The organism is Actinophytocola sediminis (genome assembly GCF_054779715.1).
Map to the genome: position 1 here is coordinate 61839 of NZ_BAAGXS010000061.1, position 13391 is coordinate 75229.

8 protein-coding genes are annotated in these 13391 nt (G+C 71.1%); 6 read left to right on the top strand and 2 right to left on the bottom strand.

Annotated features, from left to right (window positions below; all coding sequences use genetic code 11):
- Nucleotides 1–47 precede the first annotated feature (47 nt).
- Both ACYVIP_RS30135 and ACYVIP_RS30140 read left to right on the top strand, forming a co-directional pair.
- Nucleotides 48–1616: a chitinase gene (locus tag ACYVIP_RS30135; RefSeq protein ID WP_460402415.1), complete on the top strand. Its 1569-nt coding sequence runs from the start codon at nucleotides 48–50 to the stop codon at nucleotides 1614–1616.
- A complete protein-coding gene (locus ACYVIP_RS30140) occupies nucleotides 1613–2728 on the top strand; it encodes a chitinase (protein WP_460402417.1) in 1116 nt (371 codons plus the stop codon). Before ACYVIP_RS30135 ends, ACYVIP_RS30140 begins: the two co-directional genes overlap by 4 nt.
- Here ACYVIP_RS30140 and ACYVIP_RS30145 read toward each other — a convergent pair whose 3' ends face one another.
- Nucleotides 2729–4495, bottom strand: a complete 1767-nt coding sequence (locus ACYVIP_RS30145) for a DUF2339 domain-containing protein (protein WP_460402419.1) — start codon at nucleotides 4493–4495, stop codon at nucleotides 2729–2731.
- Between the two features lie 369 nt (nucleotides 4496–4864).
- Between ACYVIP_RS30145 and ACYVIP_RS30150 the strand changes: the two genes are divergently transcribed.
- From ACYVIP_RS30150 to ACYVIP_RS30165, 4 genes are read left to right on the top strand one after another with little or no spacing between them, the layout of a single operon-like run.
- Nucleotides 4865–6727, top strand: coding sequence for a M6 family metalloprotease domain-containing protein (locus tag ACYVIP_RS30150; protein WP_460402463.1), 1863 nt, complete (start codon nucleotides 4865–4867; stop codon nucleotides 6725–6727).
- Nucleotides 6724–8532: a M64 family metallopeptidase gene (locus tag ACYVIP_RS30155; protein WP_460402420.1), complete on the top strand. Its 1809-nt coding sequence runs from the start codon at nucleotides 6724–6726 to the stop codon at nucleotides 8530–8532. The genes ACYVIP_RS30150 and ACYVIP_RS30155 overlap by 4 nt, the downstream gene beginning before the upstream one ends.
- 47 nt (nucleotides 8533–8579) lie before the next feature.
- Nucleotides 8580–8960, top strand: a complete 381-nt coding sequence (locus ACYVIP_RS30160; protein WP_460402422.1) for a hypothetical protein — start codon at nucleotides 8580–8582, stop codon at nucleotides 8958–8960.
- A 20-nt stretch (nucleotides 8961–8980) separates the two neighbouring features.
- On the top strand, nucleotides 8981–9757 hold the full coding sequence (locus tag ACYVIP_RS30165) for a pentapeptide repeat-containing protein (protein ID WP_460402424.1): 777 nt from the start codon (nucleotides 8981–8983) through the stop codon (nucleotides 9755–9757).
- Here ACYVIP_RS30165 and metH read toward each other — a convergent pair.
- On the bottom strand, nucleotides 9742–13353 hold the full coding sequence (metH, locus tag ACYVIP_RS30170) for a methionine synthase (RefSeq protein ID WP_460402426.1): 3612 nt from the start codon (nucleotides 13351–13353) through the stop codon (nucleotides 9742–9744). The two genes, ACYVIP_RS30165 and metH, sit on opposite strands and share 16 nt — an antisense overlap.
- Nucleotides 13354–13391: the final 38 nt, after the last annotated feature.

Genomic DNA, 13391 nt, shown 5'->3' on the forward strand with positions numbered 1-13391 from the left:
ACGTCTGGTGCACCCCTGCTCACCGCGCGTCCACGCTGGAGGCCGTCATGAAGCGTTCCTTCGTACTCCTCATCGCCGTCATTCTCGGCTGTCTCGGCACGGTCGCGCCGGTCGCCACCGCGGCGGGTGAGCGGGCGACCTTCGTCAAGGTCGCCGACTGGGGGTCGGGCTGGGAGGGCCGGGTCACCGTCACCAACGGCGGGACCAGCACGATCACCAACTGGCGGGTCGAGTTCGACCTGCCGGCCGGCACCGGGCTCGGCACGTTCTGGGACGCCCTGTTGACCTCAAGCGGTTCCCATCACACGTTCGTGAACCGCGAGTACAACGGCACCCTCGCCCCCGGCGCAAGCACGAGCTTCGGCTTCGTCGGCACCGGGCCGGGCAGCCCGGTCAACTGCCGGGTCAACGGCCTGGACTGCGGCGGCGGCACCGACCCGGAACCCGGCGTGCCGGCCACCCCGGGCAACGTGCGGGTGACCGCCACCACGGCCTCGGCCATCACCCTCGGCTGGACCGCCGCCCCCGGCACGGTCACCGGCTACCGCGTCTACGAGGGCACCACGGCGCGCACCACGGTCACCGGCACCACCGCGACCATCACCGGCCTGCCAGCCTGCACCAGCCGCACCTACACCGTGGCCGCCTACAACGCGATCGGCGAGTCCACCCGCAGCGCCCCGGTGACCGCCACCACCGCCGGCTGCCCGCAGGCCGACCTGCCGCGCCACTTCCTCACCGGCTACTGGCACAACTTCGTCAACCCGGCCACCGAGCTGCGACTGTCCGATGTGCCCGGTGAGTACGACCTGATCGCCGTCGCCTTCGCCGAGGCGACCAGCACCCCCGGACAGGTCACCTTCGGTGTCGACTCCGGACTGTCCAGCGCGCTCGGCGGCTACACCGACGCCCAGTTCAAGGCCGACGTGGCCGCGCTCAGGTCCCAGGGCAAGAAGGTCATCCTCTCGGTCGGCGGCGAGACCGGCCGGGTGGCGGTCAGCGACTCGGCCTCGGCCACGAACTTCGCCAACAGCGTGCGCTCGATCATGGCCGAGTACGGCTTCGACGGCGTGGACATCGACCTGGAGAACGGTCTCAACCCGACCTACATGGCCCAGGCACTGCACAACCTGCGCGGCCAGGTCGGCGCCGGCCTGATCATCACGATGGCCCCGCAGACGATCGACATGCAGTCGACCAGTGGCGCCTACTTCGCGCTCGCGCTGGAGATCCGGGACATCCTCACCGTCGTGCACACCCAGTTCTACAACTCGGGCTCCATGCTGGGCTGTGACCAGTCGCAGGCCTACGGTCAGGGCACGGTCAACTTCATCACCGCGCTCACCTGCATCCAGCTGGAGAACGGCCTGCGCCCGGACCAGGTCGCGGTCGGCCTGCCGGCCGGACCGGGCGCCGCGGGCGGCGGCGTGGTCGCGCCGTCGGTGGTGACCAACGCGCTGGACTGCCTCGCCAAGGGCACCAACTGCGGCTCGTTCGTGCCACCGAGAACCTATCCGGACATCCGCGGCGCGATGACCTGGTCGATCAACTGGGACGTGAGCAACGGCAACAGCTTCGCCCGCACGGTCGCGCCGCACCTGGACACGCTGCCATGAGGCGGGCGCTCGCGGCACTGGCCGCGCTGACCGTCCTCATCGGACTCGCCCCGGGCGCCGCGGCGAACCCGGCTGACACCGGTTCTGCCGCGGACCTGCCGAGGCACGCGCTGATCGGCTACCTGCACACCAGTTTCGCCAACGGCTCGGGCTATGTGCGGCTGGCCGACGTGCCGGCCGACTGGGACGTGATCAACCTGGCCTTCGGCGAGCCGAGCACGCCGACCTCCGGGGACATCCGGTTCCAGCTGTGTCCGGTCGCCGAGTGCCCGAACGTCGAGTCCGAGACGGAGTTCATCGCGGCGCTGCGGGCCAAACAGGAGCAGGGCAAGAAGGTGCTGATCTCCATCGGCGGCGCCAACGGCCAGGTCCAGCTGACCACCACGGCCGCCAGGGACCAGTTCGTCTCCTCGGTGTCGGCGATCATCGACCGCTACGGCCTGGACGGCCTGGACATCGACTTCGAGGGCCACTCGCTGTACCTGGACCCTGGCGACACCGACTTCGCCAACCCGACCACGCCGGTGATCGTCAACCTGATCGCCGCGCTGCGTACGCTGAAATCCCGCTACGGCGACGACTTCGTGCTGACGATGGCGCCGGAGACGTTCTTCGTCCAGGTGGGGTACCAGTTCTACGGCGGCGCGGGCGGCGGTGACAACCGGACCGGTTCGTACCTGCCGGTGATCCACGCCCTGCGCGACGCGCTGACCGTGCTGCACGTCCAGGACTACAACTCCGGTCCGGTGATGGGCCTGGACAACCAGTACCACAACATGGGCGGCGCGGAGTTCCACATCGCGATGACCGACATGGTCAAGGCGGGCTTCCCGGTCGCCAGCACCGGGCACACCTTCCCCGGCCTGCGCGAGGACCAGATCGCCTTCGGCCTGCCGGCGGCGGTCAGCGCGGGCAACGGCCACACCGCACCGGCCCAGGTACACCAGGCGCTGAACTGCCTTGCCCGCGAACAGGACTGCGGCGGCTACACCCTGCGCGGTGGCGCGTCCCCGGGGATCCGCGGGCTGATGACCTGGTCGATCAACTGGGACCGCTACTACGGCTGGGAGTTCGCCAACAGCCATCGGCCGTTCCTCGACGCGTTGCCCTGATCACGGGTTCCTTGGCGGCCGGGTGGCGAGCAGCTTGGCGTACCGGGTGCCGGCGGCCAGCAGCACCAGCCCGGCCACCAGGAACACCGCCACCCGCGCCATGCCGTCCAAAGAGGACATGTCGAACACCACGAGCTTCACCAGTGCGGCGCCCACCAGGGACATCCCGGCGGTGCGGACGAACGCCGAGTCGATGCCACGCACGAGCAGCACCAGCGCGCCGACCGTCCAGGACACCGTCACCAGCACGTGCCCGAGCAGGAAACCCGTGCGGTCAGGGGAGATCAGCAACACCGAGGACAGCACGGTGGCCGCCGCGCCGTAGAGCGCGATCACGCCCGCGGCCGCCATGCCACGCCGGGCCACCACGCACATCGCCACGGCGGTCGCCGCGAGCAGCAGGCCGGTGAGCCCGGCGGTGGCCGCGACGTGCGCCGGCACCGGCTGCCTGGGCGCGGTCATCAGCAGTTGGAGCGGTGCCGCGAACACCAGCGTCGCGCCGAGGCCGGTGGCCGCGAACAGTCCGGCGCCCGCCAACGCGGCCGGGTACCGCGTGCTGTGCGCGACCAGCGTCAGCAGCAATGCCTGTGCCAGCAACACGATCGCCACCACCGAACCGTCGAGTGCGGTCAGCGTCGCCTGCAGCACCGCCACCGACCCCGCGCCGCCGGCGGCCAGCGTGAAGCCGGTCGTCAGCCTGCGCAAACCCAGTGCCCACACCAGGATCAGCAGCGCGCCGACCGTCCCCGGCAGCACGATCGCGGCGAGCTGGGGCAGCAGCAACGCCGACAGCATCGCCGGCACCGGTGCGAGCAGTACCAACCCGATCAGGGTGCCGTCCTCCGGCCGCCTGGCCGCGCCCGCCGTGGCCACTCCGATCTGCGCCACGCTGGTCACCAGCCCCAGATAGGCGACGGTCGTCGAGTCGGCGTTGGTCGTGCCAACGACACCGAGCACGATCGCGACCATCGAGCCGAGAATCGCCGGCACCGCGGTGGCCATGGACAGCCAGCGCCACTGCCGTCCCAGATGGACCGGCGTCGCGCCCAACTGGAGCATCAGCAGGAACCCCAGCAGCAGCGGGACGAACCCGCCGGTGAGCACCGGTGCGGACACCGCGCAGCACAGCACGACGAACACCGCCAGCGTCTCGCTGTGCCACCGGTCGGCGAGCAGTACGCCCAGGGCGGCCACCGCCAGCCCGACCGCGAGCCCGGCGGCGGCCGGGAGGAACTCGAACAGCGTGGTCGCGGCCACGATGTCCAGGTACAGCACGGTGATCCCGGTCGCCGCGCAGGCCATGGCACCGGTGTGCCCGGCCGGGTTGCGGCGCAGCCGCAGGCCGATGCCCAGCAGTACCAGGCCGAAACCGGCGCCGAGGAGCACCCGGGGCAGCGGGCCGAGGTAGCCGCGCTGCACGGCGAGCACCAGCAGCAGTACCACCCCGGCGAGGGTGACCGCGCCGCCGGCCAGCGCGAGCACCCGCGCGCGGAAGCCCTCTTCTCGTTGCCAGCGCGGGGGTTTCGGCGGTTCCGGCGGCCGGTATGGGGGATAGACCATGGGCGGCGGATCGGCGGCGGCCGCGGGTGGCATGGCGATGGTCGGTTGGTGCGTCGCGCCGGCGACCGGTGCGGATCGGCCGATCGGCACCGGCGGTGGTGGGGTGACCGCCGGCCGCAGGACGCGCAGCTCGGCGGAGATCTCGTCGATCCGGTGACCGACGTCGACCAGCGCGTCGGCCAACTGGGCGATCCGGTCAGCAGTCATGGGACACAGTGTCGCGATCCGGCGCGCCGTTGTGATGCGTAACATTACGCAATGCGAGGGTCCGCACGCTGAGTAGCGGCTCTTGTCCGAAGGGCGATCGCGCGGCTAGCGTTCAGTGTCGTGACTCGCCACTTCCCGCTGGTGACGGCGTTGTTCTCGGCCGCGGCACTCGTCGCCGGGACTTCCGCCGGCCCCGCTGTCGCCGCGCCACCCACCGTGCCAGCGCATCCATGGCAGTACGACCACTGGCCACAACAGCAGCCATGGCAGCAGTCCGGGCCGGGCGCCACCCCGTCGGCGGCCAGCCGCGCCGTCGAGGCCGGGTTCCCCGCGCCGATCGACCAGCAGGACTGGCAGAACCCCGACCACATGACCTGGGCGGACTACCGCAAGCCGCCGAACACCGACTGGGCCGACCCGGACGCCGACGGCTCGGTGCGCGACTTCAAGGGCGCGCTGGTCCTGGTGGACTACCCGAACCAGCCGTTCGCGGTGACCCAGCCGCAGGGGTCGACGGTGTTCGGCAACCCGAGCGCCGAGGCGCACGACATCCCGCGCGCGGACGTCGCGCGCTGGTACCACGACTTCCTCAACGTGCCGGGCACGCTCAACCGCGGCCACACCATCCACGAGTGGTGGATGGAGGACTCCGGTGGCCGCTACGGCGTCGACCTGACCGCGTTCGGCGCGTACCAGTTGCCCGGCAAGGCACACGAGTACGCGATGGAGCCGGACTTCCAGCACGGCAACGGCTGCCCGGCGGGCGACACCTGCACCCGCGACCTGCGTACCGACGCGCGGGCCGCGTGGGTCGCCGATGTCGGCGCCGAGATCCCGGCCGGCTTCGACTTCGTGTTCTTCCTCTCCGCCGGGCAGGACGAGTCCGCCACCTGGCAGGAGTTCGGGATGATGAAGTTCCCGACCGAACAGGACGTGACCGACGAGTTCGGCCCGCCGGACGACACCCTGCCCAACTCGCTGGACACCCGGTACGTCGACTGGACCTCCTGGGCGTCGGCCGCGACCATCTGGCCCAACGCCCGTTCCGGCTCCTCGACCCAGGCGGAGAGCTCCGGGATGAGCACCTACGCCCACGAGCTGAGCCACATCCTCGGCATCGCGGACAACTACAACAACCCGTACGGCATCCCGCCGCGCCGGGCCTACTCCGGCATCTGGGAGATGCTCTCCCGGGGCACGTTCAACGGCCCTGGCGGGCCGCACAGCCGCTGGGCGATCCCGGCGACCGGCGGCTCGTCCATGGGCGCGCAACACATGCTGCGCAACAAGATCGCCCTCGAGATGGTCGACGAGGCCAACGTGCTGCGGCTGTCGCGCGCTGCCTTGGCCGACTCCGGGCTGGTGGTCGCCACGGTCACCGCGCGGGTCGTCCAACCTGGACAGAACGGGCTGTCCGGGATCAACGTGGTGCTCGACGCCGGTGACCTCAGCCCGGCGTGCGCGCCGGCCACCGATCCGTTCTGCGACGGCGGCGGCTACGACAACTACACCGTCGAGGTCGTCGACCGGATGGGCGCCGACTCGTTCACCCCGGACTCCGGGGTGTTGCTGGCCAAGACCAAGGACCTGGACCGGCCGCCGTTCGAGTGGGTGATCGACGCCAACCCGCAGGACATCGGCATGACCGACTACGTGCTGCCCGACGGCACCGAGGTGCCGATCACCATCGGCGACTACCGGCAGTTGGCCGACGCGCTGTTCCACGCCGGCGCGGACTCCGGCAGTGAGTACGAGTTCGTCGACGAGGCGAACCGGCTGCACTTCTACGTGTTGGGGCTCAAGCGAAACGCCGCCGGTGAGCTGACCTACACGGTCGCGGTCCGGTCGCTGGACGGTGCCGGCCCGCAGCGGCGCGGCGTGCGGGTCCAGCCCACGATCGCGGTGCCCAACCGCACCGGCCTCGCGAAGTGCGCGTTCCCGCTGGTCAACAGTGGCGCCGGCACCGCGACCGCCGGCGAGCACCCGGAGGACGTCCGCCGCTACCTCAACCGCGACGTGTTCCGGCTCAGCGCCACTGTGGACGGTGCGGGCTGGGCGGCCAAGGTGCCCAACGCGTTGGCCACCGCGGAGTTCGGCCGCTACGTCGACATCCCGGTGTACGCCAAGCGCACCGGCGCCGGTGCGAGGTCGGCGACGGTGACGTTGACCGCGACGTCGGAGAGCGACCCCACCAAGTCCTCGACGGCCACCTGCACGGTGGTCGAACGATGAGCAGCCGGTTCGTCGCGGCCATGGCACTCGCCGTGGTCGCGGCGGCCGGCCTGCCGGCCACCGCGCAGGCGGCGCCGGGGGACCCGGCGGTGGTGCCGATCCAGGTCACCGGCGACCCGGCGCAGCGGTTCAACCTGGTGATCGTCGGCGACGGCTACACCGAGGACGAGCTCGGCGAGTTCCGCGCGCACGTGGACAAACACCTGAACGTGCTGTGGACCCTCGAGCCGTTCAAGTCCTACCGCAGCTACGTCAACGTGTACACCGTCGAGCTCACCTCCGCCGAGTCCGGTGTGGACTGTGACCCGTCGCTCACCGCGCCGCGCCGGGACACCCCGCTGAACATGGGCTTCTGGGGTGGCTGCGACGAGAACAGCGTGCAGCGGCTGCTGACCGTGGACGGCGTCGAGGCCAACCGGTACGCAGACCTGGTGCCCGGCACCTCGCGGGCCAACCGGCAGCTGCTCGCCATCGGCAACAGCGACACCTACGGTGGCGCGGGCGGGGCGAACGCGACCGCCTCCGGCGGGAACGCGTTGTCCGCGCTGATCACCCCGCACGAGCTCGGCCACTCGCTCGGCGGCCTGGACGACGAGTACGACTACCTCCAGCGCGGCGTGCGGGGCGCGCCGTACACCGGCGGCGAGCCGCGCTCCACCCACCACACGCTGTTGACCGAGGAGCAACTGCTCAGCCAGCAACGGAAGTGGTGGCGCTGGCTGGGCGAGCGGTCGGAGTCCGGCGGGGTGATCGGCCGGTACGAGGGCGGGCTGTACGCCGACGCCGGGGTGTGGAAACCGAGCGCGCACTCGATGATGCGCTCGCTCGGCTACTACTTCGACCAGGTGAGCCGGGAACAGCTGACCCAGCGGATCTCGGCCAAGACCGCCATCCTGCAGGCCGCCACCCCGGCGACCGAGCCGATCGGCGCCGACCGGGTGGTGTGGGTGGAGACCATGTACCCGGTCAGCCACCAGCTCGAGGTCACCTGGGCCGTGGACGGCACCCCGCTGCCGACCGAGGGCGCCCGTGCCGTCGACCTGTCCACTGTGGAGCTGTCGCCCGGCCGGCACACGCTGACCGTGACCGTCACCGACCCGACGGACTTCGTGCGCGACCCGGCCATCCGCGCCTCGGCGGCGCTCACCCAGAGTCGCACGTGGACGGTCGACACCGCGGTGCGCACCCCGGCCGAGCCGGCGCCGCCCGCCTTCACCGTGACCACGCCGACCACCCGCCCGGTCGGCGGCACCGACGTGGTGTTCGCCGAGACCACCCAGCCGGCCGGCACCCGGCACGCGGTGACCTGGACGCTGGACGATACCCCGCTCGCGGCCGGCGGCAACGACCGTGCGGTGGACCTCGAACCGCTCGCGCTGACCGGGACGCACACGCTCACCGCGGCCGTCGGCGAGGCCACGCTGACCTGGACCGTGGACGCCACCGGGCCGGACACGTCCTACCAGCTGTCCGAGCCGTTGCTGCGCGCTGGCGACCACTATGTCTACAACGGACCGTTCGAGATGCGCCTCGACGGAGTCGACGACACCCAGGGCCACCTGGTGCACGAGTTCCGCACCGACGGCGACGGCTGGTACAACTACTTCGGCTGGCCGACCGACCAGGACGCGCCGTTCCGCTTCACGCCGAGCGGGGTGAACATCGACGACCTGGTGTACGGCAAGCTCGGCACGCCCAGACTGTCCCCTTGGGACGACCCGACGCCCGACTACGGCCGGCACACCATCGAGTACCGGACCATCGACCCGAGCGGCAACCTCGGGCACGCCGACGAGTTCGCCTGACCCTGCTGCCGGCGCCGCCGGCGTGCACCCGCACGGTCACCGGCCGCGTGCCGGGACCGCTCACCGTCACCGGCGGCGTCACCTGCCTGACCGGCGCGACCGTGTCCGGCCCGGTGACCGTGGCGCCGGGCGCCGGTCTGGTGGCCACCGGCTCGACGATCGCCGGCCCGGTGACCGCGACCGGCGCGCACGTGGTGGAGTTGTTGGGTACCAGTACCTCCGGCCCGGTGACGGTGACCGGAACGGCCCGCGTGACGCTCGTCGGCGGCACGGTGGCCGGCCCGCTCACGCTGACCGGCAACCACGCGCCGGTGGCCGCCGGGGTCCAGGTGCGTGGACCGGTCACCTGCACCGGCAACGAACCGGCGCCGGCCGACCTCGGCGTGCCCAACGTCGTGAGTGGACCGACCAACGGAGAGTGCGCCTGACCCAGGGGTAGCCTGGCCGGATGACCGAGCTGCGAGCGGACTGCGCCAGGTGCGTCGGGCTGTGCTGCGTCGCGCCCGCGTTCACCGCGTCGGCCGACTTCGCCATCACCAAGCCGGCCGGCACCCCGTGCCCCAACCTGCTCGCCGACCACCGCTGCGGCATCCACGACTCGTTGCGGCAGCGGGGTTTCCCCGGCTGCACGGTGTACGACTGCTTCGGCGCAGGCCAGCGAGTCGCCACCGACACCCTCGCCGGTCGGGACTGGCGGTCGGACAAGGATGTCGCCAGGGAGATGTTCGCCGTCTTCGGCCGGATGCGGGAGCTGCACGAACTGCTCTGGTACCTCACCGAGGCGGTCGAGCGGGCACCGGCCGAGCGCACCGAGCTGGCCGCCGCCCTCGCGGACACCGAGGACCTCGCCGGCCGGCTAACGTCCACATCGGACATCCGAGGGCACTGGGAGCGGGTGAGCGCGCTGCTGCTGCGCGCGTCGGCCGCCATCCGCGGCCGAGGGCCGGAACACCGAGGCGCCGACCTCGTCGGCGCCAACCTGGCCACCCGGGACCTCCGCCGGGCCAACCTGCGCGGCGCGCAGCTGATCGGCGCCAACCTCACCGGCGCCGACCTGCGGCTCGCCGACCTGATCGGCGCCGACCTGCGTGGCGCGCGGCTCGCCGGTGCCGACCTGTCGACGACGCTGTTCCTCACCCAGTTCCAGGCCAACGCCGCCACCGGCGACGCGGCCACCCGCCTGCCGCGCCGTCTGGCGAGGCCCGCGCACTACTCCGGGTCGTAGGCCAGGTTCGGCCGCAGCCAACGCTCCACTTCGGACTGGTCGAGCCCGCGCCTCGGCACGTAGTCCTCGATCTGGTCGCGGTTGATCCGGCCGACGGTGAAGTACTTGGCCGCCGGGTTGGCGAAGATCAGGCCGCTGACGCTCGCCGCCGGGGTCATCGCGTACGACTCGGTCAGGTCAAGGCCGAGTTCCTTGGCCTGCAACAGGTCGAACAGCATGTCCTTCTCGCTGTGGTCCGGGCTCGCCGGGTAGCCAAGCGCCGGGCGGATGCCGCGGAAGCGCTCCGCGTGCAGGTCGGCCAGGTCCGGCTGGACGTCCGGCTCGAACCACGCCCGCCTGGCGGCCAGGTGGATGTACTCGGCGAACGCCTCCGCCAACCGGTCGGCCAACGCCTTCACCATGATCGACTTGTAGTCGTCGTTGGCCGCCTCGTAGGTGCCGGCCAGGTCCTCCGCGCCGTGGATGGCCACCGCGAACCCGCCGAGGTGGTCGCCATCGGGGGCGATGTAGTCGGCGAGACACCGGTTCGGCCTGCCGGTCGGCTTCTCCGTCTGCTGGCGCAGCATGGCGAACCGGGTGCCGTCGGCGAGCACGATGTCATCGCCCTCCGAGTGCGCCGGCCAGAAGCCGTACACGCCGTGGGCCTGGAAGCTCTTGTTGGCGATGATCTCGTCGAGCAGCGTGTTCGCGTCGTCGAACAGCTCGCGGGCAACCGGCTGCTCCAGGATCGCCGGGTACTTGCCGCGCATCTCCCAGGCCAGGAACAGGAACTGCCAGTCGATCATCTCGCGCAGCTCGGTCAGCGACGGCGACACCGTGCGCAGCCCGACGAACTCCGGCACCGGCAGGTCCACAAAGGGCACCTGCTCGCGGTTCGCGCGGGCCTGCTCGATGGTCAGCATCGGGCGGCGCTGCTTTTTCTCATGCGCTTCCCGCAGTTCGGCCTGCTCGGCCCGGTTTGCGACCGCGAGCCCCTCGGCGCGGTCGGGGTCGAGCAGCTTGGACACCACGCCGACCACCCGCGAGGCGTCCAGCACGTGCACCGAGGTCTCCTCGTAGGCGGGCGCGATGCGCACCGCCGTGTGCTGGCGGGAGGTCGTGGCGCCACCGATCAGCAGCGGCAGCTTCAGCCCGCGCCGCTGCATCTCGGTCGCCACGGTGACCATCTCGTCCAGCGACGGGGTGATCAGCCCGGACAGGCCGACCGCGTCCGCGCCCTCGGCGATCGCGGTGTCCAGGATGACCGCCGCCGGCACCATCACGCCGAGGTCGATCACCTCGTAGTTGTTGCAGCCGAGCACCACCCCGACGATGTTCTTGCCGATGTCGTGCACGTCGCCCTTGACCGTGGCGAGCACGATCTTTCCCTGCCCGCGCACGGTCTCCGCCCTGCCGGCGGCCCGCGCGGCCTCCTTCTCCGCCTCCATGAACGGCTCAAGGTAGGCCACCGAGCGCTTCATCACCCGCGCGCTCTTCACCACCTGCGGCAGGAACATCTTGCCGGCGCCGAACAGGTCACCGACGATCTTCATGCCGTCCATCAGCGGACCCTCGATGACCTCCAGCGGCCGGGGGAACAGCTGCCGGGCCTCCTCGGTGTCGTCCTCGATGAAGTCCACGATGCCGTGCACCAGCGCGTAGGACAGTCGCTCCTGGACCGAGCCCTCCCGCCAGGTCAGGTCGACCGTGCGCTTGGTGCCGGAGCCCTTCACGTTCTCGGCGAAGGTGACCAGCCGGTCGGTCGCGTCCTCGCGCCGGTCGAACAGCACGTCCTCGACCAGCTCGAGCAGGTCCTTGGGGATGTCCTCGTAGACCGCGAGCTGGCCGGCGTTCACGATGCCCATGTCCAGGCCCGCGCGCACCGCGTACAGCAGGAAGGCCGAGTGCATGGCCTCACGGACGACGTTGTTGCCGCGGAAGGAGAACGACAGGTTCGAGATGCCACCGGAGATGTGCGCGCCCGGACAGCGCTGCTTGATCAGCGGCAGCGCGTCGATGAACGCCTTGGCGTAGCCGTTGTGCTCGGCGATGCCGGTGGCCACGGCCAACACGTTGGGGTCGAAGATGATGTCCTCGGCCGGGAAGCCGATCTTCTCGGTCAGCAGGTCATAGGCGCGACCGCAGATCGCCACCTTGCGCTCGGTCGAGTCGGCCTGGCCCTGCTCGTCGAAGGCCATCACCACCACGCCCGCGCCGTAGTCGCGGACCTTGCTGGCCTGGGCGAGGAACTGCTCCTCGCCCTCCTTGAGGCTGATCGAGTTGACCACGCCCTTGCCCTGCACGCACTTCAGTCCCGCCTCCAGGACAGTCCACTTGGAACTGTCCACCATGATCGGGATCCGGGCGACCTCCGGCTCGGTGGCGACCAGGTTCAGGAACGTGGTCATCGCCTGCTCGCTGTCGAGCAGGTCGGCGTCCATGTTGACGTCCAACAGGTTCGCCCCGCCGCGCACCTGCTCCAGCGCGACGTCGAGCGCGGCCTGGTGGTCGTCGCCCTCGATCAGCCTGCGGAACTTGGCCGAGCCGGTCACGTTGGTCCGCTCGCCGATCATCACGAACCCGGTGTCCTGGCTGATCGCGAAGGGCTCCAGCCCGGAGAAGCGCGTGGTCGGCGCCGGCGCGGGCACCTGCCGGGGCTCGCGGCCGCGGACCACGTCGGCGATCTTGGCGATGTGCGCCGGGCCGGTGCCACAGCAGCCGCCGACGGCGTTGAGCAGGTTGGCGTCCGCGAAACTGGCCAGCAGCGCGCTGGTCTCGTCCGGTGTCTCGTCGTAGCCGCCGAAGGCGTTGGGCAGGCCGGCGTTGGGGTGGCAGGCGGTGTAGGTGTTGGCCATCCGCGCGAGCTCGGTGACGTGCGGGCGCATCTCCTCGGCGCCAAGCGAGCAGTTCACGCCGACGACCAGGGGGTTGGCGTGGGCGATCGAGCGCCAGAACGCCTCCACCGTCTGCCCGGACAGCGTGCGGCCGGACAGGTCGACGATGGTGACCGAGATCCACAGCGGCAGGTCGGGCGCGACGTCGCGGGCGGCGGCGATCGCGGCCTTGGCGTTGAGCGTGTCGAAGATCGTCTCGATCAGCAGCAGGTCGACGCCGCCCTCGGCGAGCGCGGCGATCTGCTCGGCGTAGGCCTCGCGCACCTGGTCGAAGGTGACCGCGCGGTAGGCGGGGTCCTCGACCTTGGGCGAGAGCGACAGCGTGACGTTGAGCGGGCCGATGGAGCCGGCGACGAACCGGCCGCCGAACTCGTCGGCGACCTCGCGGGCCAGCCGGGCGCCCTCGACGTTCATCTCGCGCACCAGGTGGGCCAGGCCGTAGTCGGACTGGCCGATGGAGGTGGCGGTGAAGGTGTTGGTGGTGGTGATGTCCGCGCCGGCCTCGAGGTACTGGCGGTGCACGTCGCGGATGACATCGGGACGCACGATGTTCAGCAGGTCGGGGTCGCCGGTGACGTCGTGGGTGTGGTTGGTGAACCGGTCACCCTGGTAGTCCTCGGGAGTCAGGCCAGCGCCCTGGAGCATGGTGCCCCAGGCGCCGTCGAGGACGGCGATCCGCTGGTCGAGCACGTCCCGCAAGGCCTGGTGACGTTCGCTGTTCATGCGCTACCTCCCAAGAGTCTCATCATGGGAGGCGCCCT